The sequence below is a fragment of the Actinomadura monticuli genome, assembly GCF_041463655.1.
Taxonomy (GTDB): Bacteria; Actinomycetota; Actinomycetes; order Streptosporangiales; family Streptosporangiaceae; genus Spirillospora; species Spirillospora monticuli.
Genome location: NZ_JAXCEI010000009.1, coordinates 1 through 26139, shown reverse-complemented (window position 1 = coordinate 26139; position 26139 = coordinate 1). Strand labels below are relative to the sequence as shown.

General features: G+C 70.0%; 21 protein-coding genes and 1 riboswitch. Of the genes, 12 read left to right on the top strand and 9 right to left on the bottom strand.

Annotation, left to right across the window (positions count from 1 at the left end):
- Positions 1–53: 53 nt before the first annotated feature.
- From SM611_RS20895 to SM611_RS20885, 3 genes are all read right to left on the bottom strand, one after another.
- Entirely contained in the window at positions 54–839 is a 786-nt protein-coding gene (locus tag SM611_RS20895; RefSeq protein WP_371951540.1) for a sporulation protein, read from the bottom strand.
- A 132-nt stretch (positions 840–971) separates the two neighbouring features.
- Positions 972–1295, bottom strand: coding sequence for a DMT family transporter (locus tag SM611_RS20890; RefSeq protein WP_371951539.1), 324 nt, complete (start codon positions 1293–1295; stop codon positions 972–974).
- Between the two features lie 31 nt (positions 1296–1326).
- A riboswitch (guanidine-III (ykkC-III) riboswitch) is annotated at positions 1327–1388 on the bottom strand.
- Positions 1389–1423: 35 nt separating this feature from the next.
- The gene (locus tag SM611_RS20885; RefSeq protein WP_371951538.1) at positions 1424–2761 is read right to left on the bottom strand and encodes a UDP-glucose dehydrogenase family protein; all 1338 of its coding nucleotides are present in this window, start codon (positions 2759–2761) and stop codon (positions 1424–1426) included.
- A gap of 289 nt (positions 2762–3050) precedes the next feature.
- On the opposite strand from SM611_RS20885, the gene SM611_RS20880 reads away from it, so the two are divergent.
- From SM611_RS20880 to SM611_RS20870, 3 genes are all read left to right on the top strand, one after another.
- A complete protein-coding gene (locus SM611_RS20880) occupies positions 3051–4886 on the top strand; it encodes an acyl-CoA dehydrogenase (protein WP_371951537.1) in 1836 nt (611 codons plus the stop codon).
- A 172-nt stretch (positions 4887–5058) separates the two neighbouring features.
- Entirely contained in the window at positions 5059–5721 is a 663-nt protein-coding gene (locus SM611_RS20875) for a lysoplasmalogenase (protein ID WP_371951536.1), read from the top strand.
- A gap of 508 nt (positions 5722–6229) precedes the next feature.
- On the top strand, positions 6230–7408 hold the full coding sequence (locus SM611_RS20870; protein WP_371951535.1) for a Cmx/CmrA family chloramphenicol efflux MFS transporter: 1179 nt from the start codon (positions 6230–6232) through the stop codon (positions 7406–7408).
- Positions 7409–7773: 365 nt separating this feature from the next.
- Here the strand turns inward: SM611_RS20870 and SM611_RS20865 are convergent, their stop codons facing one another.
- Positions 7774–8100, bottom strand: coding sequence for a hypothetical protein (locus SM611_RS20865; protein ID WP_371951534.1), 327 nt, complete (start codon positions 8098–8100; stop codon positions 7774–7776).
- 450 nt (positions 8101–8550) lie between these two features.
- Here SM611_RS20865 and SM611_RS20860 point away from each other — a divergent pair, with 450 nt between their 5' ends.
- The 3 genes from SM611_RS20860 (at position 8551) to SM611_RS20850 (ending at position 11377) form a co-directional block, all read left to right on the top strand.
- Positions 8551–9237 (top strand): hypothetical protein, encoded by a 687-nt coding sequence (locus SM611_RS20860; protein WP_371951533.1) that lies wholly within the window; start codon positions 8551–8553, stop codon positions 9235–9237.
- A 283-nt stretch (positions 9238–9520) separates the two neighbouring features.
- A complete protein-coding gene (locus SM611_RS20855) occupies positions 9521–11047 on the top strand; it encodes an OmpA family protein (RefSeq protein WP_371951532.1) in 1527 nt (508 codons plus the stop codon).
- A 9-nt stretch (positions 11048–11056) separates the two neighbouring features.
- Complete coding sequence (locus SM611_RS20850; protein ID WP_371951531.1) at positions 11057–11377, top strand: DUF6458 family protein; 321 nt, start codon at positions 11057–11059, stop codon at positions 11375–11377.
- 59 nt (positions 11378–11436) lie between these two features.
- Here the strand turns inward: SM611_RS20850 and SM611_RS20845 are convergent, their stop codons facing one another.
- The 3 genes from SM611_RS20845 to pdhA are packed head-to-tail and all read right to left on the bottom strand — an operon-like array spanning position 11437 to position 14914.
- Positions 11437–12804, bottom strand: coding sequence for a dihydrolipoamide acetyltransferase family protein (locus SM611_RS20845; protein ID WP_371951530.1), 1368 nt, complete (start codon positions 12802–12804; stop codon positions 11437–11439).
- Positions 12805–12809: 5 nt separating this feature from the next.
- On the bottom strand, positions 12810–13787 hold the full coding sequence (locus SM611_RS20840; protein ID WP_371951529.1) for an alpha-ketoacid dehydrogenase subunit beta: 978 nt from the start codon (positions 13785–13787) through the stop codon (positions 12810–12812).
- Positions 13784–14914, bottom strand: coding sequence for a pyruvate dehydrogenase (acetyl-transferring) E1 component subunit alpha (pdhA, locus tag SM611_RS20835; RefSeq protein ID WP_371951528.1), 1131 nt, complete (start codon positions 14912–14914; stop codon positions 13784–13786). The genes SM611_RS20840 and pdhA overlap by 4 nt, the downstream gene beginning before the upstream one ends.
- 337 nt (positions 14915–15251) lie before the next feature.
- On the opposite strand from pdhA, the gene SM611_RS20830 reads away from it, so the two are divergent.
- Entirely contained in the window at positions 15252–16241 is a 990-nt protein-coding gene (locus tag SM611_RS20830) for a hypothetical protein (RefSeq protein ID WP_371951527.1), read from the top strand.
- 4 nt (positions 16242–16245) lie between these two features.
- Here SM611_RS20830 and SM611_RS20825 read toward each other — a convergent pair whose 3' ends face one another.
- Positions 16246–18627 (bottom strand): hypothetical protein, encoded by a 2382-nt coding sequence (locus tag SM611_RS20825; RefSeq protein ID WP_371951526.1) that lies wholly within the window; start codon positions 18625–18627, stop codon positions 16246–16248.
- Positions 18628–18693: 66 nt separating this feature from the next.
- Positions 18694–20313: a hypothetical protein gene (locus SM611_RS20820; RefSeq protein WP_371951525.1), complete on the bottom strand. Its 1620-nt coding sequence runs from the start codon at positions 20311–20313 to the stop codon at positions 18694–18696.
- Positions 20314–20408: 95 nt separating this feature from the next.
- On the opposite strand from SM611_RS20820, the gene purS reads away from it, so the two are divergent.
- From purS to SM611_RS20795, 5 genes are all read left to right on the top strand, one after another.
- A complete protein-coding gene (gene purS / locus SM611_RS20815; RefSeq protein WP_371951524.1) occupies positions 20409–20651 on the top strand; it encodes a phosphoribosylformylglycinamidine synthase subunit PurS in 243 nt (80 codons plus the stop codon).
- Positions 20652–20880: 229 nt separating this feature from the next.
- Positions 20881–21321, top strand: coding sequence for an ATP-binding protein (locus SM611_RS20810; protein WP_371951837.1), 441 nt, complete (start codon positions 20881–20883; stop codon positions 21319–21321).
- A 99-nt stretch (positions 21322–21420) separates the two neighbouring features.
- A complete protein-coding gene (purQ, locus tag SM611_RS20805; protein WP_371951523.1) occupies positions 21421–22101 on the top strand; it encodes a phosphoribosylformylglycinamidine synthase subunit PurQ in 681 nt (226 codons plus the stop codon).
- A 1355-nt stretch (positions 22102–23456) separates the two neighbouring features.
- Complete coding sequence (gene purL / locus SM611_RS20800) at positions 23457–25658, top strand: phosphoribosylformylglycinamidine synthase subunit PurL (protein WP_371951836.1); 2202 nt, start codon at positions 23457–23459, stop codon at positions 25656–25658.
- Positions 25659–25757: 99 nt separating this feature from the next.
- Positions 25758–25976: a PLD nuclease N-terminal domain-containing protein gene (locus SM611_RS20795; RefSeq protein WP_371951522.1), complete on the top strand. Its 219-nt coding sequence runs from the start codon at positions 25758–25760 to the stop codon at positions 25974–25976.
- The last annotated feature ends 163 nt before the right edge of the window (positions 25977–26139 follow it).

Here is a 26139-nt window from a genome sequence, read left to right as displayed (position 1 = left end):
GGAGGGGATCTCTCGTGGGTGCCTGGAAGTCGTGGACGTCCCGGCGCGAGCGTCTAGAAGAAGCCCCGGCGGCGCCCGGCGTCCTGCAGGAAGCCGTCGAGCTGCTGCTCCCAGTTGGTGTGCTCGACGCTCGCGTAGTCGACGGTGAAGCGGCTGAACGCGTCGTGCCCCTCGGTGAACACGCCGCCGCGCTTGTCGAGTTCCAGCACGACCTCCATGGAGTGCGGGTTCGACACGAACGTCACTTCGAGCTGCTTGATGCCGCGCGCGTACTGGCCGGGCGGGTAGAACTCGATCTCCTGGTAGAAGGGCAGCTCCTGGTGGACGCCCCAGATGCGCCCCTTCTCGCAGTCGGCGTTGCGGAACTGGAAGCCGAGGTTGGAGAAGGCGACGAGGATGCGCTCCTGCGCGGGCAGCGGGTGGACGGCGATCGGGTCGAGGTCGCCCGGGTCGAGCGCTCCCGCGACCTCCAGTTCCGTCGCGATCCCCACGGTGGTGCCGTGCAGCGCGCGCCCGTACATGTGGGTGAGCGGCGCCTCCCACGGGATGGGCATCTGGAAGGGGACGCTGTGGCGCGCGCCCTCCTGGAGGCTGAAGCCGCCGGCCACGGGCATCTTCGAGTACTCGAGGTTCTGGGTGTACTCGTTGTCGCCGGACTCGACCTCGACCCTGGTGCGCAGGGCGAGGTTCACCGACTTGATGTCGGAGTTGTACTGGCCGCCGATGATGGTGACCTCGCCCGTCACGACCCCGCCGGGCCTCGTGTTGGGATCGTGCAGGATCGTTTCGATGGACGGACCGCCGATGCCCGCCATTTGCCGCAGCTTCTTGAAGACCAAGACCGGTCCCCTCCCGTGTTCGAGCACTCCCCGCGCTCTGTCGTCCCATAGACGCTGTTACGGGAGATTACGTTCCGGCAAAGAGCCGTGACCTGCGAACCGCCGGGTTCCGTGGCCGCCTGCGGCCATTTCTCAGTGCCCGCCCCCGGCGAGGTTCAGCCCGACGACCCCGAGGATGATCAGCACGAGGGCGCCGACCTTGACGGCGGAGACCTGGTCGCCCATGACCAGCATGCCGAGCACGGCCGTCCCGACCGCGCCGATGCCGACCCAGACGGCGTAGGCGGTGCCGACGTCGAGGTTCTTCAACGCGAGGCTGAGGAGGCCGAAGCTGGTCACGGCGAACACCAGGAATCCGGCGGACGGCAGCGGTTCGGTGAAGCCCTTGCTGCCCTTCAGGCAGAGGGCCATCGCGACCTCGAAGAGGCCGGCGACGATGACGAGGATCCAGGCCATGATCGCGCTCCCGGTGCGAGACGACGGTGGTCACGCGTCGTCTTCGCATTCCGGGTACGACGCACCTCGTCCGGGAGGGCACGGGCCCTCGTCATCGTCAACGGCCCCTTGCGGCGGGCTATTCCGGGCTAGGAGCGGCCCAGCGCGCGGTACTCCCAGCCGGCGGCGCGCCATTGCGCGGCGTCGAGCGCGTGCCGCCCGTCCACGATCCGCTTGTGCCTGACGACCCCGGCCAGCGCCGCCGGGTCGACCTCCCGGAAGTCGGACCATTCGGTCAGCAGGACGACGACGTCCGCGTCCTGCGCGACGTCGAACGCGCTCTCGCCGTACCGCAGCTCGGGGAACGCGCGGCGCGCGTTGCCGAGCGCGGCCGGGTCGTAGACGCGGACGTCCGCGCCGAGGTCGTTCATCGTGTGCGCGACGTCCAGCGCGGGCGCGTCCCGGATGTCGTCGGAGTTGGGCTTGAACGCCGCGCCCCACGCGGCGATCCGCCGGCCGGTGAAGTCGCCGCCGAGCAGCTCCCGGACGAGGTCGACGGTGCGGGCGCGGCGGCGCCGGTTGATGTCGTCGACGTGCCGCAGGAACGACACGGCCTGCCCGACGCCGATCTCCTCGGCGCGGTGCGCGAACGCGCGGATGTCCTTGGGCAGGCAGCCGCCGCCGAAGCCGAGCCCCGGTTTGAGGAACCTGCCGCCGATGCGGTCGTCCAGCGCGAGGGAGTCGGCGAGGTCCTTGACGTCGGCGCCGACCGCCTCGCAGACCTCCGCCATCGCGTTGATGTAGGAGATCTTGGTGGCGAGGAACGAGTTGGCGGCGACCTTGACCAGCTCGGCGGTGGCGAGGTCGGTCCGGATGACCGGGGTGCCGAGGTCGAGGACGGGCTTGAACGCCGCCCGCAGCCGCTCGTCCGCCCAGTCGGAGGTGACGCCGAACACCATCCGGTCGGGGCGCATGGTGTCGTCGACGGCGAAGCCCTCGCGCAGGAACTCGGGGTTCCAGGCCAGCTCGACCTCTTTCCCGGCGGGCGCCAGCTCCTGGACGAGGCCGGTGAGCAGCGCGGCCGTCCCGACCGGCACCGTGGACTTGCCGACCACAAGGGCGCGGCGGCGCAGGTGCGGGGCGAGGGAGCGGACGGCGGCGTCGAGGTAGCTCAGGTCGGCGGCGTCCGAACCGGCCTGCTGCGGAGTACCCACGCAGAGGAAGTGGACGTCGCCGAACGTGCCCGCCTCCTCGAACGAGGTGGTGAACCGGAGCCGGCCCGAGTCGAGCGCCTTGGTGAGCAGCTCGGGCAGTCCGGGCTCGAAGATCGGGACTTCGCCGGACGCCAACCGGTCGATCTTGTCCTGGTCGACGTCCACGCCGAGGACCTCGTAGCCCAGCACCGCCATGCAGATGGCGTGCGTGGCGCCGAGGTAGCCGGTCCCGATGACGGTCAGCCTCGGGGTCTCGGGCTCCTCCTGGTTCATGCGCACCTCCTCGTGCCTCACGATGGTCAAGCCCCCGCCCGATCTTCCCACCACCCTCCGGCGACCCGGCGCAGGGTCCGGCGCGGGTGCGGCGCGGCCCGCCGGACACCGGCCCGACCTTGTGAGTTGCGTCATGGAGAGCACGCCGCCGTGGTATCGATGTGGGCGTTCTCCCAATCCGTCCGGTTCGAGTGGTTGCCACTGGTTACCAACGGGTAGCATGATGTTGAGTTACTGATGAGTACGCTGCGGGGCCCGTCGGCCGCCGCCGGACCAGACGGAGTCTCGAATGGGGCACTACAAGAGCAACCTCCGGGACCTGGAGTTCAACCTCTTCGAGGTGTTCAGGCGCCAGGACCTCCTCGGCAGCGGCCCGTACGCGGATCTGGACGAGGACACCGTCCGCAGCATCCTCGACGAGGTGAACCGGCTGGCCGAGGGCCCGATCGCCGAGTCGTTCGAGGACGCCGACCGCCACCCGCCGAAGTTCGACCCGGCCGCCGGCACCGTCGAGATGCCGGAGAGCTTCAAGAAGTCCTACAAGGCGTGGATGGACGCCGAGTGGTACCGGCTCGACCTCGTCCCCGAGTTCGGCGGCAGCGGCGCGCCCCGCTCGCTGACGTGGGCCGTCGCCGAGCAGGTGCTGGGCGCCAACCCGGCCGTCTACATGTTCTCCTCCGGCCCCGGCTTCGCCCAGATCCTCTGGCACATCGGCACGCCCGAGCAGAAGAAGTTCGCCGAGCTGGCCCTTGAGCGTCAGTGGGGCGCCACGATGGTGCTGACCGAGCCGGACGCGGGCTCCGACGTCGGCGCCGGGCGCGCCAAGGCCGTCCAGCAGCCGGACGGCACCTGGCACATCGAGGGCGTCAAGCGCTTCATCACCTCGGCCGAGCACGACATGGCCGAGAACATCTTCCACCTGGTGCTGGCCCGTCCCGAGGGCGCGGGCCCCGGCACCAAGGGCCTGTCGATGTTCCTCGTGCCGAAGTACCTGGTGGACGTCGAGACCGGCGAGCTGGGCGACCGCAACGGCGCCTACGTGACGAACGTCGAGAAGAAGATGGGCCTCAAGGTCTCCACGACCTGCGAGCTCACCCTCGGCGAGAAGCACCCCGCCGTCGGCTACCTGGTCGGCGACGTGCACGAGGGCATCAAGCAGATGTTCCTCGTCATCGAGTACGCCCGGATGATGGTCGGCACCAAGGCCATCGCGACCCTGTCGACGGGCTACCTGAACGCGCTGGAGTACGCCAAGGAGCGCGTGCAGGGCGCGGACATGACGCAGATGACGGACAAGACCGCCCCGCGCGTCACGATCACCCACCACCCGGACGTCCGGCGCAGCCTCATGACCCAGAAGGCGTACGCCGAGGGCATGCGCGCGCTCGTGCTGCTCACCGCGTCCTACCAGGACGCCGTGCAGATCGCCGAGCACGAGGGCCGTAAGGACGAGCAGGCCGAGAAGATCAACGACCTGCTGCTGCCGATCGTCAAGGGCTTCGGCTCCGAGCGGGCCTACGCGCTGCTCGGCGCCGAGTCGCTGCAGACCCTCGGCGGATCCGGCTTCCTGCAGGACTACCCGATCGAGCAGTACATCCGCGACTCCAAGATCGACACCCTGTACGAGGGCACCACCGCGATCCAGGGCCAGGACCTGTTCTTCCGCAAGATCCTGCGGGACAACGGCGCGGCGCTGAAGGTGATCGCCGGCGAGATCCAGGCGTTCGCCGGGTCCGAGGCCGGCAACGGCCGGCTGAAGAACGAGCGGGCGCTGCTCAGCCGCGCGCTGGACGACGTCCAGGGCATCCTCAACCCGATGATCGGGTGGGCGCTCGGTGCGATGGAGAACCCGAAGGAGCTCTACAAGATCGGGCTCAACTCGTCCCGGCTGCTGCTCGGCCTCGGCGACCTCATCGTCGGCTGGCTGCTGCTCCGCCAGGCCGAGGTGGCGCTGACCGCGCTCGGCGGCGGGGACGTGTCGGACTCCGACAAGGCGTTCTACAACGGCAAGGTCGCGGCGGCGCAGTTCTTCTGCCAGACGGTGCTCCCGCGCCTGGCCTCCGACCGCGCCATCACCGAGGCGACGACCCTGGACGTGATGGACCTGCCCGAAGAGGCGTTCTGACCCTCTGACACGGGCCCCCGCCGGACTCCCGGCGGGGGCCCGTTCACGTCCTGTTCCCTCTCGGGCTTACTGCGCCTAGGCAAGGGCCGCCGCGGTCGGTCAGGGTGCGGACTCCGAGCTCCTGGCCCTTAGGGAAGAATCTCCCGGCAAGGAGACAGTGAGGATTCCCGGCGTGCGCGACAGTGATCTCCCGGCCGGTCCGTCGCCCTTCGCGCGGTGGACGCTGACCGGGTTCTGGGTTTGTGCGGCCTTGCATCTGCTGCTGGTGGCCGTGGACCTCGGGCCATGGGACGCGCTGACCAAGGCGATGCTGTTGCCGCTGCTGGCGGCGTGGGCGGCCGCCTGCGGCGGGTCCCGGGGGCTGCTGGCGGCGCTGCTGCTTTCCTGGGGCGGAGACGTGCTGCTGTCCATCGACGGGATGTTCATCCCCGGGATGGTGTCGTTCGGCGCCGCGCACGCCTGCTACATCGGCTGTTTCGTCCGCCGGGGCGCACTGCGCAGACTGCGGCGCGTTCCGCTGATCCCGCTGCTGTACGGGCTGGGCTGGGCGGCGGGCATCGCGGTGATCTGGCCCGGCCTCGGCTCGATGGGGCCGCCGGTGGTGGCCTACTCGCTGCTGCTGCTGGTCAGTGCGCTGACCGCGCGAGGCTTCAGCGTCCGGGCTGGGACGGGCGGTCTGCTGTTCCTGCTCTCGGACGCCCTCATCGGCGTCGACCTCAGCGACCTGCCGCGGCTGCCGCTGCACGGCGTGATCGTCATGGCCACCTACCTGGCCGCGCAGTACCTGCTGGCCTCGGCCCTGCTCCGCAAGCCACGCCACCCGGGACCTGCCTAGGCCCCGCCCCCGCGAGCACGTTGACCTGCGGCATGTTGTTGTTATCCGGCCTGCCATAACAACAACACGCCGCAGGTCGACGAGCGAGGACGGCGAGAGCCTGGTCGATGTCGTGATCCAGCTCCAGACGACCGGCCGGACGCGCAGAAAGCGGTGGCGCGAACGCTGAGCGGGCGTGCGCCGGCCGGTACCGCCATGCCTTGGGTGCGCAGGTCATCGGAACGCCTCCGGTTGCTCACACAGGGAGGCCCCTGGTGGCTGCGGGACATGACGTTGGCCGATGCCGATGAAACCGAAGTGCTTCGACGGACGCCGGTCGGGTAGCGTGCGGGCCATGTCGGGTCCTGAGTCGGACAAGGTGGGGGCTTTCGGTCACGCCGTCAGCCCCCTGAACGCCTGAGTTCGTAGCCCCGTCGCGCCGCGTTTCCGCGGTGGGACGTGTGTGCCCGTGGGCTGGCAGCGGTGACGAGATGACCTTCTCGTGCTTCTCCTCACCTCGGAGCCTTCGATGCCTCTCCCGCTGTACCTGCTCGCCCTGGCGGTCTTCGCCATGGGCACCTCGGAGTTCATGCTCGCCGGCCTGTTGCCGGACATCGCCTCGGATCTCGACGTCACCGTCGCGACGGCAGGCATCCTCACCTCGGCCTTCGCGATCGGCATGGTCGTCGGCGCCCCGCTGGTGGCCGCGCTCGCCCGCGACTGGCCCAGGCGCTCCAGCCTGCTGGGGTTCGTCCTCGCCTTCGCGGCGGCCCACGCCGTTGGCGCCGTCACCACCAGCTTCCCGGTCCTGTTCGCCACCCGGGTCGTCGCCGCGCTCGCGAACGCCGGGTTCCTCGCCGTCGCCCTGACGGCCGCCGCCACGCTGGTCCCCGCCGACAAGAAGGGACGTGCGCTGGCGGTGCTGCTGTCGGGCACGACGATGGCCACGATCGCCGGGGTTCCCGGCGGGTCCGTACTCGGCGCGTCGTTCGGCTGGCGGGCCACATTCTGGGCCGTCGCCGCTCTCTGCCTGCCCGCGGCTCTCGGCATCCTGAGGGGGATCCCCAGGGGACGCAGGAAGGAAGAGGCGACCGGCGGGCCGGCCCTGCGAGCGGAACTCGCCCAGATCACCAGGCCGCGGCTGATCCTGGTGATGCTGCTCGGCGCACTGGTGAACGCGGCGACGTTCGCAAGCTTCACCTTCCTCGCCCCCGTGGTGACCGACACCGCCGGGCTGGACGAGTTGTGGATCTCTGTCGTCCTGGTGCTCTTCGGCGCCGGTTCCCTCGTCGGCGTCACCGTCGCCGGCCGGCTGTCCGACCAGCGTCCCGGCCTGGTCATCGCAGCCGGTGGTCCGCTGCTGCTCCTCGGCTGGCCCGCCCTGGCGGTGCTGGCCGACGAGCCGGTCGCCCTGCTCACCCTCGTGTTCGTGCAGGGCGCGCTGTCGTTCGCGCTGGGCAGCACACTGATCACGCGGGTCCTCTACGAGGCCGCGGGAGCCCCCACCATGGCCGGCTCGTATGCGACCGCGGCCCTCAACGCGGGCGCCGCCACCGGCCCCCTCATCGCCGCGACCACTCTCAACACCGCGGTCGGGACCCTCGGGCCACTGTGGGTGAGCGGGTTCCTGGTCGCCGCCGCGCTCCTCATCACGTTCCCCGTCCGCACCGTGGTCGCGGGCGGCCGAAGCGCCGAGGTGCTCCGGTGACACACGCGAGCGGCCCTTGAACATCGAGGGACGCCAAAGGCTCGCGAGGCCGGGCTCCAGCGCCCCGCACCACCACCCGAAGCCGACTGCGTTGACCTGCGGCGTGTTGTTCTTATGAGAGCTCCCATAACAACAACACGCCGCAGGTCAACGGGGGTAGCGGCCGCCACTTGGGGGGCCGCGATCCCGGGCAGGTGCGGTAGGTGCTCGGCGTCGCGCGGGCCGCTCCACAGGACGTCGACAGTGGTGCTCCGTGCCAGGTCGGCGCGCTCGACATGCACGGACGACCGCCGCGTGGTGAGTCGCCGCCGGCGGATCGAGCTAGTACTACGGGACGGCTGATCTTTGGGTCGATGGTGCTGAGGTCAGCTGACTTTGGGAGCCAGGTGGTAGGTGCTGCAGATATTGAGCAGGAGAGCGGCCCTGATCTCGAATGACTGGTCTGTGCCGTCAAGCTCCACGTCGACCAGCACTCGATCGTCCCCACCCGCGAAGTGCATCTCGACGCGGGGCTGCCCGTCCAGGACGAAGGTGAACCAGCGGTCGTCCTCGGCATCGGAGCCCTTCAGCCCGGCCGTAAGACCGCTTTCGTCGAGCCGGCACCGCACAAGATCAGCGATCGTCTCGACGAATGGGAGCAGGTTGGCACGCCAAATCCACCCGTGCATCGTGCCGCGCGGCTCAGTCTGCATCCGTACAGGCTAAATGCCAGATACGGCGCTTGCCTTCCCCATGTATTCCGCACTGCCACCCGCAAGCCGCCCCTGCGGCGCGTGCATCTCGGCTGCCAGTGCGCGCCTGTGGCCACGGCTGGTGCCCGCTCTCACTCGCGGGTGTGCTGACCTCTGCTCTTCAACCGCCGGACGCGCTGCGACGCTCCTACTGGACATCCCTGGGCACGGTCGGTGAGCAACGTTCGCGGGTCGGCCAGGGCATGCGACGGGGATCGGGGGACAAGCCGACCCGGAGTGCAGGGCCGGTCGCGGCCCGAACATTGCGCGGACGAACGTCCTGGCCACGCCGTAACGACGGGGAGGCCAGGGTCTGGACGATGACGCCGCACTCACCGCCAGAACCATCGGTTGGCGCGGGCGGCGCAACTGATGGGGCGGCGGTCCAAGGTGAATCAATAGGGTCGCTCCATGAGCATGAAGCTGCTGCCGGTGGAGGGAGCGTTGGTCGACGCCATGATCTCGCTCGCGGACGGGCCGTGGACGCGGCAGGCCGTCGAGCGCGCGTTCGTGGAACGCGGATGGATACGGGCGGACGACGTGGGCACTGTTCGAGTGCCCTGGCAGACCGGTCACGAGGACTGGCCCAAGCTGGACCTGCCGGCGGCTTCCGGATCTGGGGCGGGCGACCCGGACGGGGCCGGCTGGCAACTGGATCTGGGTGCGCCGCCGCCCGATGAGGACTCCGGTGAGGCCGGCGCGGCGGACCACTCGTTCGTGGCGCTTCCGTTCGCGCTGCTGTGGCCGCCGCTCGTCGCCGAAGGTGTCGACGATGATGGGGACGACAACGATGACGAGGACGATCTGGACGAGGACTTCTCGGCCGAGTGGATTCGGTATCCGGATGCCGGGCCAGCCGAGTTCGAGGCCGAATTCCGCCGCGTGCGCGGGCTCGTCGAAGACCGGATCGGTCCGCCTACCCGTACGGTCGGTGACCTGACGGCCGGATGGGTCAGGGAGATTTGGGACCGCGAGACGATGGCGCTCACGCTGTCGATCGAGGACGACATCACGACGTACTCCCACTATGACCACATCGCCCTCGGTGTCTGGTCGGCCGCCGCGGCGGGGAAGGTGGACGGTATCGAGGACGCCTGATCGGCACGGTCGCCGCAGGATCGGGTGCTCGGCCCGGCCCCGTTACGTGTCCGGTGCAGAAATGGCGTGGCAACCGGGGTTAGGGCACTTCCCCACTTGTAGAGGGTTCGAGCCCCGGATCGCGGGCGCCCGGGTTCGGCCGCTCGGGGAATCGCTTGAGAATGGCCTCCAACTGTTCGCGGCGTGGCGGCACGGTGCAGCCTGGCAGCGCGTATGGCGGGGGGTGGCGGTGTTCACTACTATCGGCCGCGTCCCTCGCCCGTTCCCTCCGACCGGATGGCCGATGCGTGTCTCGCCCCTCGCCGCCTCCCTCGTCGGCCTGCTCCTCGCCGCCGGTTGCGCCGACGGCAGCCGGGCCGAGAAGGTCGCTCCGCCGACCGTCACGGTGGGCGGCGCACCGAGCCCTGCCGCGCAGAGCGCCGGGGCGTTCTCCAGGGAGGGCTGGTTCGGCGGCGCGGACGGCCTGCACGCGCGGGTCGACGTCCGGAGCGTCCAGCGGCTGGCGGGCAAGGCGGTGCTGCGGTACAGCGTGACGTCGCTGGACTCGTCCACCAAGTCCGTTCCGTTCGAGATCGCGCTGGTCGACCCGGTGGGACGCAAGCTCTACAAGCCGACCGGGACGACGAGCGGCTCCGGCTTCACCCCGGGAGCGACGCGGGAGATGGCCGCCGAATACCCGGCGATACCGGCGGACGTCCGGAAGGTCACGGCGATCACTCCTGGGACGGCGGGAGAGTTCACCGGCATTCCGGTGACCGATGCCGCGGCCTCCGGGAGCCCGAGCGCGTCGGCGCCTCCAAGCGGGACGGGGATGCCGACCATGCCGTCCATTCCGTCCACGACGCCCTCCGCTGGGCCGTCGGTCGGCGCCGAGCCCTTCGGCCGGGTCAGGCCCTACGCCGCCCCCACGCCTTCAACGTCAGCCACACCGTCGACGTCCGCGTCCCCCTCGGCCGGGACGGGAGGCAATCCCAGGGATCTGTACGACATCGTCGAGGGCGAGACCAAGGACGTCACGTCCAGCCCGTCGGAGGTCACCGTCGGCCTGCGCGCGGACGGGCTGTTCGACGGCACCTCGGCGAAGCTGTCGAGCCGTGCGAAAGCCGTCTTGGACGACGCGGCGCAGCAGATCAAGACGAACGCCACGGGCGCGCTGACATTCGAAGGGCACACCAGCGAGAACGACACCAAGTTGTCCGCGGACCGGGCCGATGCCGTCATGAAGGAGATGAAGACCCGCCTGGGGGACGGCTTCACCTACACGGCGAGCGGCAAGGGGAACACCGAGCCCGTCGCCAAGGACGCCGCCCGCAACAACCGTGTCGAGGTCTCCTACCGGACGAAGGCAAGCGCGCGCGGCACCACCTCACCGGCCGCCTTCCGCGCGGAGGACGGCAAGACGGTGGCGACCCGCACAGCCCCCTTCGGTGCGGCCAAGAGGCGGCTGGACGTCAAACCCTTCTACCGGGACGGCGCCTACATCGTCGCCGTCTTCGACATCGTGAACCAGGGGCCCGGGACCACCCCGCCCGACGCGTCCTACCCGGACCCCAACTATCCGGGAGGCGTGTTCGGCTCGTTCTCCATCCAGACGCCGGGCGGCAAGGACGTCTACCGGGCCGTCCGCGTCGGCCCGGCACGGTCGGGCGGTACGAGCATCTACCTCGACCCTGGACGCGCCACCTTCCTCACCGCCGTGGGCAAGCCCGACCGCGGTTTCCTCTACCTGCCCGCCCCGCCCGGCAGCGTCACATCAGTGACCTTCAACGCCGGACCCTTCGGGAAGGTCGAGAAGGTCCCCGTCTCATAGATCAGTCTCATGGCCGCCGCGACGTGTGGCGGACGACCCAAAGGGATAGTTAAAGAGCAGGGCATCGGATCGTCCGGCGGAGGTCGAGTCATGGGTATCGGCGTCAGTGTTTTCACGATCACGCTAGGGCTGATCCTCAAGTTCGCGATCAAGCCGGACGCGATGACCGACCCGGTGGACATCCACGTCATCGGGGTCATCCTCATCATCGTCGGCGGGGTGTCGTTCGCACTCCAGTTGCTGATGATGACCCGCACGCAGCAACGCGGTCCGCGTTTCGAGGACAGGCGGGACGAGCGCATGTACGACGGCGACAACCCGCCGCGCTGAGACGGTTCCGTGGGGCCGGCACGGGGCCGGCCCCACGGAATCGGCGTTCGCTCCGGCCGTCAGCTCCAGGCGAGCATGCGGATCGGGTCCTCCAGCATGTCGCCGACGTCGCGCAGGACGCGGGAGCCCAGCTCGCCGTCCACGATGCGGTGGTCGAACGACAGGGCGAGCGTGGTCACCTTGCGGATCGCCAGTTCGCCCTCGTGCACCCACGGCATGTCCCGGATCTGGCCGAACGCGAGGATCGCGGCCTCACCGGGGGTCAGGATCGGGGTCCCGGTGTCCACGCCGAACACGCCGACGTTCGTGATGGAGATCGTCCCGTCGGAGAGGTCCGCCGGGGACGCCTTGCCCGCGCGCGCCTTCGTCGCCAGTTCGTTCAGCGCGCGCGCGAGGCCCGGCAGGTCGAGGTTCTGCGCGTCCTTCACCTTGGGCACGATGAGGCCGCGTTCGGTCGCCGCCGCGATGCCCAGGTTCACGTAGCGCTTGACGACGATTTCCGCGCCGTTCGGACCGTCCACCCAAGAGGAGTTCACCATCGGGTGCCGTCGCACGGCGGTGAGCAGCGCGCGCGCCACCAGCAGTAGCGGCGACACCTTCACGTCCGCGAATTCGGGCAGTTCGCGGAGCCGCTGGACGGTCTCCATGGTGCGGGTCACGTCCACCTGGAGGAACTCGGTGACGTGCGGTGCCGTGAACGCCGAACCGGACACCGCCGCCGCCGTGGCCTTGCGCACACCCTTCACCGGTACGCGCTCCTCACGCGCGCCTGCCTGGACCGGCGCGGGCGCCTGGGGTGCGGCCTGCGCGGCGAGGATGTCCTCACGCGTGATCGAACCCTGCGGCCCCGAACCGGTGATGGTGGCGAGGTCGATGCCGAGGTCCTTCGCCATCTTCCGGACGGGCGGCTTCGCCAGCGGCAACCCGTTGTCCACAGGCTGTGGACGAGGGGCCGGGGGGCGCACCGGCGCGGGCCGCACGGCCCGCGCCGCGCCGTTGGACGCCTTGCGCGGGCGGCGCTTGGTCGCCGCCTCCTTGACCCCGTACCCGACCAGCACCGGCTGGCGTTTCGGCGGCTCCTCCGGCGTGACCATGCCCGGCTCGTTCGCCGTCGGGACGCCCTCCTCGCGCAGCGCAGCCGTCTGCGCCGGCGGCTCCGACACCGGCGTCGCGACGGCGCCGCCCTCGGTGCCGACCGAGATGATCGGCACCCCGACGTCCACGGTCTGGCCCTCGGTGACCAGCAGCTCGGCCACCACGCCGTCGAACGGGCAGGGCAGCTCCACGATCGCCTTCGCCGTCTCGATCTCGACGATGGTCTGCCCGTCCTCGACGGTGTCGCCCGGCTGGACGTGCCACTTGACGATCTCCGCCTCGGTCAGGCCCTCGCCGACGTCCGGCAGTTTGAACAGTCTTGGCTCGCTCACCGGCGTCACCACGCGAAGGTCCGGTCGACCGCGTCCAGGATGCGGTCGAGGTTGGGCAGGTAGTCGTCCTCCAGACGGGACGGCGGGTACGGGGTGGAGAACCCGCCGACGCGCAGCACCGGCGCCTCCAGCCGGTAGAAGCACTTCTCGGTGATCCGCGCGGCCAGTTCGGCGCCGAACCCGCTGAACACCGGCGCCTCGTGCACGACCACGCAGCGTCCCGTCCGGTTCACCGACTCCGTCACCGCGCCGATGTCGAGCGGGTTGAGCGAGCGCAGGTCGATGACCTCCAGCGACCGCCCCTCCTCGGACGCCGCCGCGGCCGCCTCCAGGCACGTCTTCACCGACGGCCCGTACGCCAGCACCGTCACGTGCTCGCCCGGCTGGACGACCCGCGCCTCGTGCAGCGGCGCCCAGTCGGTGGAGTCGACGTCGACCTCCGCCTTGTCCCAGTACCGGCGCTTCGGCTCGAAGAAGATCACCGGGTCGGGGGAGGCGATCGACTGCTGGATCATCGAGAACGCGTCCACCGGGTTGGAGCACGTCACCACGCGCAGCCCGGCCGTGTGCGTGAAGTACGCCTCGGGCGACTCCGAGTGGTGCTCCACGGCGCCGATGCCGCCCCCGCAGGGGATCCGGACGACGACCGGCAGCGACAGCCTGCCCAGCGACCGCATCCGCATCTTCGCGAGCTGCGTGACGATCTGGTCGACCGCGGGGAACACGAACCCGTCGAACTGGATCTCGCAGACGGGCCGGTACCCGCGCAGCGCGAGCCCGATCGCCGTCCCGATGATGCCGGACTCGGCGAGCGGCGTGTCGATGACCCGCTCCTCGCCGAAGTCCTTCTGCAGGCCGTCCGTGATGCGGAAGACCCCGCCGAGCTTCCCGACGTCCTCGCCCATCACCAGGACCTTCGGGTCGTTCTCCATGGCCTTGCGCAGGCCCTCGTTCAGCGCCTTGCCGAGGGTCAGGGTGGTCACTTCGACTCCTCCTCGAACGACGCCAGGTAGGCGGCGAACTGCTCCTGCTCCTCCGTCATGAGCGGATGCCGCTCGGCGTACACGTCCTCGAACATCGACAGCGGCTTCGGATCGGGCATCGCCCGGCAGCCCTCGCGCAGTTCCTTCGCGAGCTGCTTCGCCTCGTCCTCGACCTTCTCGAAGAACCCCGCGTCCGCCAGGTCGTTGCGCACCAGGTACGCCTTGACCCGCTCGATCGGATCCTTGAGCTTCCACGCCTCCTCTTCGGCCTTCAGCCGGTACCGCGTGGGATCGTCGGTCGTCGTGTGGGCGCCCATCCGGTAGGTGAACGCCTCGATCAGCGTCGGGCCCTGGCCCGTCCGGGCGTTCTCCAGGGCCTTCCGGGTCACGGCGAGACAGGCGAAGACATCGTTCCCGTCCACGCGCAGCCCGGGGAATCCGAAGCCCTGCGCCCGCTTGTAGAGCGGAATCCGCGACTGCTTCTCCAGCGGCTCCGAGATGGCCCACTGGTTGTTCTGGCAGAAGAACACGACCGGCGCATTGAAGACGGACGCGAAGACGAAGGACTCGTTCACGTCTCCCTGCGAAGTCGCCCCGTCCCCGAAATACGCGATCGTGGCCCCGGCCGACGGCGTGCCCAGCACCCCGTCCCGCTGGATCCCCATCGCGTAGCCGGCCGCGTGCAGCGTCTGGCTGCCGATCACGATCGTGTACAGGTGGAACCCGTGCTCGGCCGGATCCCAGCCACCGTGGTTCACGCCCCGGAACAGCCCGAGCAGCTTGAGCGGCTCGACGTCCCGGCACCACGCGACGCCGTGCTCGCGATACGTCGGAAACACCATGTCGTGCTCGGACAGCGCCCGCCCGGACCCGATCTGGGCGGCCTCCTGCCCCAGCAGCGACGCCCACAGGCCCAGCTCGCCCTGCCGGGTCAGCGCCACGGCCTCCAGGTCGATCCGCCGGACGATCACCAGGTCGCGATAGAGATCGCGCACTTCCTCGGCGCTGAGGTCCAGGGGGTAGTCGGGATGCTCGACGCGCTCCCCCTCGGGGGTCAGCAGCTGGACGAGCTCGGGCTCGACGAGCTGCGGGGTGTCGGGCGCGCCGCGCACGGAGTCGATCGTCATCGATGACACTCCTCGTTCGGGGCCGGGACCGCGGGATCGCCGCGCCGCCGGCCGATGCCAACGACCAGAGCCCCCGGTAAGGGACAAAAGTCGCAATGCCATCGTGGCAGACATCACACCCTGCGATGCAAGTCCCGCCACCGTGATCCCTACCCCAGTCGCGCCCCTTGATCCCAGTCCCGCCGCCCTCCGATCAACCCCACCCCCGCTCTGGCATCATCGACAGGTGCGTTACACAAGGGTCATCCCGCCAGTAGCCCTCCTGGCAACCCTGAGCGCCTGCACCCAAGACACTCCGTCCTTCAACCCGACTCCTCGACCGAACCGTCCCGGCCAGGTGGTGGTGATCGCCGGCTCGCCGGAGAACCACGAGCCCCCGCGAGACGGCGAGTACGCGATCAAGTCCAGCGCCCAGTCCGAAGGCGGTCTGGCCATTGATGCCGATAACGGGGTCGTCTACCTCCGGGTGCTTGGTGGCGGTAGCGACAAACCCGTTGAGCGAATTGAGCGGGATGGCACCCTGACCACGCTCCGCACCAGGGCTCCGGGCGATCAACTCGGCTTCACTCCCGGGACGCTTTGGATCATGTCGTCCTATCAGGGGCTGCGCCTCACCAAGATGTCGCTCCCCAGCCGCATCGAGACGAAGGTGCTCGACATGGGGGAGTCCGGAACCCAGGTGCTCGCCCCTTCGGGAAATCCGTTAGGCGCGCGGAGGCAGGTGAGACTCCGCGAGTCCTTGCCTGGAGCCAGATTCGTCGTCCGCGGAGACGGCATGCCGGTCATCGTTTCCCGAGCAGGCGATCTTTACGAGGTGACCGGGCCAGGCAAGATCAGGCAGTGGATGCCGCAGGGTTACCGCGAGGCCGTGCGCGATCTCGCGGGCGCCGCGGATCTTCGGCCGGTCAGCGCCATCGCCGTCGGCGCTCGCGGCATGCTCGTCCTGGCGCCGACTGGGCTTCTGCGGATCACCGATGACCGCTCCCAAGGCATCAGGATCCATATGCGATCCGGAGGCTTGCCGGACTGGTCGGCGGCGCTCCCCGTGGACGACGGGTCAACGCTCCTGCTGGGCGGTACATCGGCGGTCCAGCCCAGCCCGCGCCCAGGACTGGTCCGTCCGGACGGAAGGTTGGAGGTTCTGTCCTACGGGAAGCGACTGATATGCGATGACTTCGACGGGTCCATGGCGGTGCTGGCCTCAGCGGACCTGGTTGCCGCCGGTCGACTGAAGAACGGTGACTATGTCGTCGTGGACCAGTCCTGCGGCCGGACGTACCGGGTTCGATTGCCGTCCTCTCTGGCGGGGACGCCCTATACCCGATAAGCCGCTATTGTTCAGGCGCATTGTGTTCGACCTGCAGTTGGACATCGCCTATCACCGCAAACCCGGTTCGCCGCTCCACCGCTCCAGGCTCCGCGAAGTCGTAATACTGAATGCCTCTGACGATCTCAGGGCCGCGGTAGCCCGAGGACCGGGCCGTCAACAGTAGTTTGTCCATTTCTGGGTCGCCGGTACGGGATCCCTTGGCGAGATGCAACCCAATGGCCAAGTCCCGGTATAGTTGGTCCGAGTACGTCGCGTACGTTCCTCGAAGTTCTTGCACCTTCTTGTCGAAGTCCGCGTACTTGACCTTGTCCAGCGCCAGTGCGGTGCCGATGGCGTAGGCATCGGTCGCTCCCGGAGTCGCGGCGACCGGTGAGGCGCCGAGTGCCGCCCCGCCGACGTCACGAAGCAGACCGAGATGCTTCTGTGCCTCTTCGTACTGCTTCTTGGTGAGTTCTTCCCGGGTTATCCGCTCCTTTCCGAAAGCGGCGATGAGCACGCCCTCCAGGTAGCCGGCTTTCACGATCGCGTCGTTGAGGTTATGGTGCTTTATTCCCCAGGCGAACAGTCCCTGTCGATAGGCCTCCGTGTCGACGGCTATCTGGGCCCAGGCTCTGTCGTCCGCCGCGAAGGTGCGCAGGAACTGCTGCATGTCCTCGCCTCCGATCTCCGCGAACGTTCTCCTCGTCACCGGGTCCTCGGTGGTCAGCCCCGTACCGCTCGAAGTTCGGTTCGCCTGGCCGAGTGCGGGGAGGTACATGCGTGTCATGGCCAGGAGACCGGAGGTCAGTCCGGGGCCGAGTTCGAGGGTGTAGTGCTCGCTGTGTGCTGTGCCAGGAGGGGCTTGGTCCATTCGAGGCAGGATGTCGAACCAGGGAATCAGGTCCAGCGGCGCTCCGCTCTTCAGCGGCTTCTCGGCTTTTTCGCGGCCCTTGTCGTTCCACCAGCCTACTGACTTCATGACCTCGGCAGCGTTCAGAGCGGCCTGGTTCTCGTGGCTCTTTTCCGGGGTGGTCGCCAGCTGGATGACCGAACCTGCGACGGTGCCGCCGTCCGGCCAGTCGGGGGCGACGATCAGCGAGGCGTATGTGTCTCCGGTGCCGCGGGTCAGCCAGGTCACGGCGGGAGCTCTGTCAGGGTCCTCGATGAGGAACGCGTCGTCCAGCTTCATCGACGCCAGGTTGCGGGCCGCGGTGAGGTCCTTCTGGCCGGAAATGCGGCCGAGCACGGCGAGTGCCGGGTCGTACTCGCGCAGCGTCTTCGCATCCGGGTACTTGCCGGAAGGGCCTGAGATCCCCCATGCCTTCCACCAGAGGCCGTAAGGCTGGTTGAGTACTTTTGTGCGGCCTCTGTCGCCCTCGTCATAGGTGTGCGTGATCTCATAGGACGGGTGTTTCTGGCGCCAGCGGAGGGCGGCCCTTCCCAGGTCGGCCAGAATGGCACTGCTCCATTTGATATTGGGGGCGCTCAACTTGACGAGAAGGGCTTGGCCGGGCATGTCGGCGCCGGCTGGGCCCAAGGCTTCGGCGGTAATGCCCTCGGTTTCCTTCTTGCGGGATAGGGCGGCTAGGGCTGTGCCCAGGTTGCCTACTGTCTTCTTGTCCTCTGGGGTCAGACCGCTGGTGTTGCTCAGTTGGTGCAGGCGGTAGGGGAGTTTGCCTGCGGAGCCCGGTGGGATGTTGGAGAAGAACGTCGCCAGGTAGGTGGTGTTCTTGCTGTTCTCGGCCAGGGTGCGGGCTATCTCCGACATGAGGGCCGGGGTGGCGTTGCCCGGGTGGGTCGTATGTTTCTGCCACGCGCGGGCCTGGAGGCGGGCCAGGTCGGTCATTTCCTTGGAGCCGAAGCGCTCCACGTCCGGGACCTGGATTACCGGGCCCTGGATCAAGGGGGTCGCGGTCACTTCGGTTTCGGCCAGGGCGTACATGATGCGGGTGCGCATGCGGGTCGCCTGGGTGCGGCACCAGGCGGCGGCGTTGTCGCAGGACGTGGTGCTCGGGATGTCCGGGTGGGCGAGGGCCAGGTGACCGCGAATCATCTTGGCGCGGTGAGGGAGGTCGGCGGCGGCGCGGGTCAGGGCGGTTTCGAGGCGTTCCAGGGCGGACGGGGAGACCGAGGCGACGCCCGGCTTGCCGGCGGGCGGGGTCGCGCGGGGGATCTCTGGTGGGTCCAACGTCAGTGGGACCTGGTTGAAGCGGACGACCGTGCGTTCCACTTCGAGCATTAAGCGGTTCAAGGCCCTGTTGTGGGCCTGGAGGTCGCTCGTGAAGCCGGCGGCGGAGCCGCCCTGCCAGGTCTGCGGGCCCATCTGGCGGGTCACCTCGGACATCGCCGTTGATATCGCCTGGAGTTCGGCGTGCACGGCGCGGGCGTCGATCTTCAGGGTCATGACCCGCCTCCTTTCGACCTGTGAACCGTAGTGAAAGGAGCGGCGGCGGAGTCGGGGAATCCGGAGTTATTCGCGGGAGAGGGCTCTCGTGGCGCCGGCGGCGACGGTCAGGCCGAGGACGAGGCCGGCGGCGACGATGAGGTTCGCTATCCACTGGTAGACGCCCTTGGGGGCGAACTCGATCTCCTGGCCGAGGCTGCCGATGGGCAGGAGGAGGTCGAGCGTGTAGAAGAACGCGTTGAAGTGGGGTTTGTGGCCTTCGTCCAGGACGTCCGGACGGTGCAGGGAGAAGACGATCGTGCCGAAGGCGAGCAGGCCGATCAGCCAGCTCGCGGCGCGGAACGGGCGGTAGCCGTAGCCGACCAGGACGTCCTGCAGCCAGCCGACGATCTTGCGGGGGAGGCCCTGGGTCTGGCGGCGGTCGCGGGCCTTGGCGAGCAGGACGGAGCGGCCGTCGGCGTCCAGGCCGAGGGAGCGGTAGGTCTGGGCCAGGCGCTCGTAGGGCTGGGGGGCGTAGCCGTCGGTGTCGCGGCGCAGCCAGGCGAGGCGTTCGCGGGCGGTGAGCGGCGGTTCGAGGGTCTCGTACTGGAGGCCGTCCAACTGGAGGCGTTCCGGCCAGGACGCCGCGTCGTCGCGGAGGAGGTTGATGCGCGCGTAGGAGAGGTCGGCGGTGCCCTTGATGGGTTCGGCGGTGCGCAGCAGGAGCTCCTCGGCCTGGACGCGCTGCAGGCTGAGGGCCGTCCCGGTGTCGTGACTCAGCCGGGCGTCGCGGAGGCTGAGCTGGCCGGTGACGCGTGCGCCGGAGAAGCTGACGGCGCCGACGGCGGTGAACCCGTCCGAGCAGTAGACGTCGGTCTCGACGGCGAGGTCGTCGGCGTTGAGGGCGGTGCGCTGCGGGGCGGACAGGTTCGCGCCGACGAAGGAGAGGTAGCCGCCGACGCGGGCGCCGCGGAGCCGGATCTCGCCCTCGGCGGCGAACCCGCCGTCGCAGAACACGTTCGCGGCCACGTCCAGGCGGCTGGCGTACAGGGCGACGCCGGACGGGTTGTAGAGCCGCGCGCCACGGAAGATCAGCTGGCCGCCGATGCGCGCGCCGGGGAGCCGGACCTCGCCGTTGGCGACGAACCCCTGGTCGCAGTAGACGTTCGCCTCGACGGAGAGGCGGTCGGCGAGGAGGGCGTCCCCGCCGGGGTTCGTCAGCTGGACGCCCGACATGTTCAGGATTCCGGTGATGTTCGCGCCGTCCAGCCAGAGGCCGCCGTTGATCCGGCTGCCCTCCAGCCACAGGTGGCCGTCCACCCTGGTGCCGGACGCGACCAGGCCGGGCAGGCGGCAGCGCATCAGGTGGACGCTGTTCATGCTCGCCCAGTACAGGTGCGGCGCCTCGTCGAACGAGCAGCCGGTGAGCGCCAGCGGGACGGTGACCTCCGCGTGCCCGAGGTTCAGCGACCCGGTGATGCGGGCGCCGGAGAGCCGGACGGCGGCGACCTGCCCCGGCTCGCGCTCGACCGCGCCGACGAGCAGCGCGACGAGAACCTCGGCCCTGACCACCCGGTCGTGTCCCCAGCGGTCGGCCTGCCCGGGATCGTCGAACGCCGGGTCGCCGGTCGACAGGTCGACGGATTCGCCCTTCGGGAAGCCCTTCCACAGGCGGCGCTCCGAGGAGGTCAGGTCGTCGATGTTCATCGGATCGCTCCGGGGGGTGCGGACGGCTCGTGAACAGCCATGGTGCCGTACGCTCAGCACGTAAGGGAAAGCGCAGATCAGTGGAGGGGGCGGTCGTGGCGCGCGTTGTCGTGGACGTCATGCTCAAGCCGGAGATCCTCGACCCGCAGGGCCAGGCCATCGCCAGGAAGCTGCCGCAGATGGGGTTCGAGGGCGTGGTCGCCGTCCGGCAGGGCAAGCGGTTCGAGGTCGAGTTGGAGGGGGACGCCGACGAGGCGGCCCTGGAGCGGGTCGCCAAGATCGCCGAGACGCTGCTGGCCAATCCGGTCATCGAGAACTACGAGGTGCACGTCCTCTGATCGGCCGGATCGCACCGGAAATGGCGCGGAATACCGCTCGGTATCGGGATGGTGCGGTACGTTCCCATCCGTTGTGCGGGTCCGCGGGATTTCCCAGAAGACCCGCGAGTATAGCGATTACGCAGTATTCCGCCGGGGAACTGTTAGCTGCGTCGAGTCGTCGAGCACGCCCCGGGACCGGGGGAACGGTCGCTGAACCCGGGGCATGACACGAGGTGTCCGGGTGGATATGCGGTTCTCGCTCGCGCTGCCGCGCGACGCGCTGAGCATCCCGGTGATCCGGCGGGTGGTGGGGGGCGCGCTGCGGGGCATCGGCGTATCCGAGGACTGCGTCGACGACGTTCTGGTCGCCACCTCCGAGGCGTGCACGAACGTCGTCCAGCACGCTCGCGCGACCGGGGGGTACGAGGTGACGGGGCATGTGGACGACGGCATGTGCCTGCTCAAGATCATGGACTCCGGACGCGGGCCGCGGCCGGCCCCGGCGGACCGGGGCGTACTGAGCGAGTCCGGGCGCGGGCTTAAGATCATGCGGGCGCTCGTGGACGACCTGGACATCGACTCCTCGCCCGACAGCGGCACCGTCGTTCACCTGCGAAAGCGCCTGACCTGGCGCGACGGGGCGCTGATCGGCCGCCTCGACGCCCGCCTCATGCACAACGCCGGGTAGATTAGGACGCGCGCGGGGGGTATGCGACGCGCAGCGGGGTAATCGGCGGAGGAGATCCCGACGTCCCGGCCCGCCCCTCATCTCGGAGGAACAGAACAGATGGATGCTGCCCGGGTTGGGATCATCACCTTCCCTGGTTCTCTGGACGACAAGGACGCCGCACGTGCCGTCCGGCTGTCCGGCGCGGAGCCGGTGGCCCTGTGGCACGGCGACCACGACCTGCAGGGCGTCGACGCCGTCGTGCTGCCGGGCGGGTTCTCCTATGGGGACTACCTGCGCGCCGGGGCGATCGCCCGGTTCGCGCCGCTGATGACCGAGCTGGTGGCCGCCGCCGGCGACGGGCTGCCCGTCCTCGGGATCTGCAACGGCTTCCAGGTGCTGTGCGAGTCGCACCTGCTGCCGGGCGCGCTGCTCCCGAACGCGGGCCTGCACTTCGTCTGCCGCGACCAGCGGCTGCGGGTCGAGAACGCCGGCACGGCCTGGACCAGTGAGTACAGCGAGGGCCAGGAGCTGGTGATCCCGATCAAGAACCGGGACGGGCGCTACACCGCGGACCGGGAGACCCTGATCGAACTGGCCGACACCGGCCGGATCGTCGCCCGTTACGTCGACCTGAACCCGAACGGCTCCCTCGACGACATCGCCGGCATCTGCAACGAGGCCGGCAACGTGGTCGGGCTCATGCCCCACCCCGAGCATGCCGTGGAGTCGCTGACCGGTCCGTCCACCGATGGGCTCGGTTTCTTCACCTCGATCGTCAAGAGACTGGTCAACGCATGAGTGAGCAACGGCCCCACCCGTCCGGACGAGCCACCCGGGACGCCTCCGACGAGCCGTCGATGGAATGGCTCGGGGAGCTCAGGTCCGACGCGGACGACCCCGAGCTCCAGCCCGTCAACCCGGCGGTGACCCAGGGCTTCAAGGCCATCATCGAGGAGGACCGGAACGCCGCTCCCGCGGGCCGTCCGGCGCAGCAGGACCCGGCCGTCCAGTCCTCTCCCGGGCCGTTCACGGGTCCCATGCCGGTGCTGGACGGCGAGCAGCCGCCTCCGGGGTCCCTCGAAGGGCCCGAGCAGGAGTTCGCCCGCGCTCTGGAGGAGGAGCGCGCCGCGGGCGGCGACCCCTCGACCACGGTGGCCGACCCCTCCGTGGCCGACCCGTCGCTGACCATGCCCGACCTGAACGGCTTCGCCGCGCCGCGTCCGCCCGCCGAGCCCGGCAGCTCCGGCACCGGCCCGCAGGCCGCGGTCGGCAGGGGCACGGGCCCGCAGCCCGCCGTCGGCACGGGCACCGGCCCGCAGCCCGCCGTCGGCACCCGCACCGGCCCGCAGCCCGCCGTGGGCTTCGGCACGGGCCCCCAGCCCGCCGTGGGCGCCGGTACCGGGCCGCAGCGCGTCGTCGACCTCGACTCGGGCCCGCTGGCCCGTCCTGAGGGCCCTGGGACGGGTCCGCAGCCCGCCGTGGGCTCCGGCACGGCTCCGCAGCCCATCCTCGATCTGAACTCGGGTCCGTTGGCGCGTCCTGAGGGGCCGGGGACGGGTCCGCAGCCCGCGGTCGGTTCGGGCACCGGTCCGCAGCCCGCCGTCGGCTCCGGGACGGGCCCGCAGCCCGCCGTCGGCTCCGGGACGGGCCCGCAGCCGACCGTGCGGCCTGGCAGTGGTCCGCAGCCCATCCTCGATCTGAACTCGGGTCCGTTGGCGCGTCCTGAGGGGCCGGGGACGGGTCCGCAGCCCGCGGTCGGTCCGGGTACCGGTCCGCAGCCCGCGGTCGGTTCCGGGACGGGCCCGCAGCCCGCCGTGGGGTTCGGCACGGGTCCGCAGCCGGCGGTCGGGTCCGGCACCGGGCAGCAGGGCGTCGTCAGCATGAACACCGGGCCGCTGCTGCCCGTCCGCGCCGAAGGCCCGGGCACGGGGCCGCAGCCGCGCATCGGCCGCGGGACCGGGCCCCAGCCCGCCGTGGGCCGGGGCACGGGCCCGCAACCCGCGCTCGGTCCGGGCGCCGGGCAGGGGCCCACGGTGGAGACCGGGACGGGGCCGCAGCCCGCGATCGAGGGCGCCGTCCCCGTCGAGGGCACCGACACGGTCGCCGTCGCCGCCGCGACCCCCGAGCGCCGCCAGCCGTTCGCCGAGCTGGGGATGAACGAGGACGAGTACCGGCGCGTCCGGCACATCCTCGGGCGCCGTCCCACGTCGGCGGAGCTGGCGATCTATTCGGTCATGTGGAGCGAGCACTGCTCCTACAAGAGCTCCAAGGTGCACCTGCGCCAGTTCGGCGACAAGGCCCCGAAGACCGACAAGCTCCTCGTCGGCATGGGTGAGAACGCCGGTGTCGTGGACATCGGCCAGGGCTGGGCGGTCACCTTCAAGGTCGAGTCGCACAACCACCCGTCTTATGTGGAGCCGTACCAGGGTGCGGCCACCGGAGTCGGCGGCATCGTGCGCGACATCATGTCGATGGGCGCCCGTCCCATCGCGGTGATGGACTCGCTCCGGTTCGGTCCGGCCGAGGCCCCCGACACCCAGCGCGTCCTGCCCGGCGTCGTGGCCGGTGTGGGCGGCTACGGGAACTCCCTGGGGCTGCCCAACATCGGCGGTGAGACGGTCTTCGACGCCTGCTACGAGCAGAACCCGCTGGTGAACGCCCTGTGCGTCGGCGTGATGAAGCACGAGGACATCCAGCGCGCCGTGGCCCCGGGCCCCGGCAACAAGGTGATCCTGTTCGGCGCCCTGACCGGGCCGGACGGCATCGGCGGCGCGTCCGTCCTGGCCTCGGCGACGTTCGACGAGGAGTCGCACCAGAAGCGGCCGTCGGTCCAGGTCGGCGACCCGTTCATGGAGAAGCTGCTCATCGAGTGCTGCCTGGAGCTCTTCCGCGAGGACCTCGTGGTCGGCATCCAGGACCTCGGCGCCGCCGGCGTGTCCTGCGCGACGACGGAGCTGGCCGCGGCCGGCACCGGCGGCATGCACGTCGACCTCGACACCGTCCCGCTCCGCGACGAGACGCTGCGCCCTGAGGAGATCCTCATGAGCGAGTCGCAGGAGCGCATGATGGCGGTGGTCTCGCCCGACAAGGTCGACCGCTTCATGGAGATCTGCGCCCGCTGGGAGATCCCGGCGACGGTCATCGGCCAGGTCACCGACACGCGCCGGCTGGTCATGACGTGGCGGGGCGAGACGATCGTCGACATCCCGCCGGTCACGGCCGTCGACGAGGGCCCGGTCTACAACCGCCCGCTGGAGCCCCCGCACGACCTGGGCGCCCTGCAGGCCGACACCCCCGGGCGGCTCACCCGTCCGTCCAACGGCGACGAGCTGCGCCGGACGGTCCTGTGGCTGGCCGGGTCCCCGAACCTCGCCAGCAAGACGTGGGTGACGTCCCAGTACGACCGGTACGTCCTGGGCAACACCGTGATGGCGATGCCCGAGAACGCCGGCGTGGTGCGCATCGACGACGAGTCGGGGCTGGGGATCGCGCTGTCCCTGGACGGCAACGGCCGCTACACGCGCCTCGACCCGTACTCGGGCGCCCAGCTCGCCCTCAGCGAGGCGTACCGCAACGTCGCCGCGACCGGTGCGCGGCCCCTGGCCGTCACCAACTGCCTCAACTTCGGCTCCCCCGAGGACCCGGGCGTCATGTGGCAGTTCGCGCGCGCGGTCGAGGGCCTGGCGGACGGCTGCCAGTACCTGGGCATCCCGGTCACCGGCGGCAACGTCAGCTTCTACAACCAGACCGGTGACACTCCGATCAACCCGACGCCGGTGATCGGCGTCCTGGGCGTGCACGACGACGTCCGCCGCCGGGTGAACATGTCGCTGACCACCGACGGCGCCACGATCGCGCTGCTCGGCGAGACGCGCGAGGAGTTCGGCGGCTCGGAGTGGGCGCACGTCGTCTACAACCACCTGGGCGGGCTGCCGCCGCTGGTCGACCTGAAGGCCGAGGCGGCGCTGGCGTCGGTGATGGTCGCCGCCATCCGCGACGGCCTGGTCACGTCCGCGCACGACCTGTCGGACGGCGGCCTGTCGCAGACCCTCGTCGAGGCGTGCCTGCGCGGCGGCCTCGGCGCCCGCATCACGCTGCCGGGCGACCCGTTCGTGTCGCTGTTCAGCGAGTCGGTGGCGCGGGCCGTGCTGGTGGTCCGGCCGGGCGCCGAGTCGCGCCTGGCGGCCCTGTGCGAGTCCGCGGGCGTCCCGGTCACCCAGATCGGCGTCGCGGGCGGCGACAGCCTCCACGTGACCGGCCGCGGCTCGGACGGCGACCAGCAGGAGCTGTTCAGCATCGGCCTGTCGGAGCTGCGCGAGGCCCACGAGCGCATGCTCCCCAGCTACGCCGACTGACCGCGTCGCTGACGAAAGGGGCGCCCCTACACCAGGGGCGCCCCTTTCGCGATGTCCACCCTCGTCTAGCCTGGGACCGCAACGGATCTACGGGGAGGCATGGTGGGTTCTCAGCGCTGGTCCGAACTGAGCGGACGGGAACGCTCGTTCATCGCGGGCGCCACGGTCGTGCAACTGTCCCTTCTGGCGGCCGCGCTGGTCGACCTTCGACGCCGTCCACAGGACCAGATCAAGGGCTCGAAGCGACTCTGGCGAATGCTCGCATTCATCAATTTCGCCGGCCCGATCTCCTACTTCCTCTTCGGCCGCAAGAAGTAGCCTCCACGATCAGCCGCTCTGCGGACCGGCAGGACGCCGTTAGTGGCGGAGGGTCTTATTCAGAGTGTGGGAATTCTAGGTCGGCCCGACGTGTCAGCCGTGGATCGGGTAGGCGGCTTGGATGGCCAGCCGCTGGTCGGCGGTGTCGCCGATGTGGGTGAGG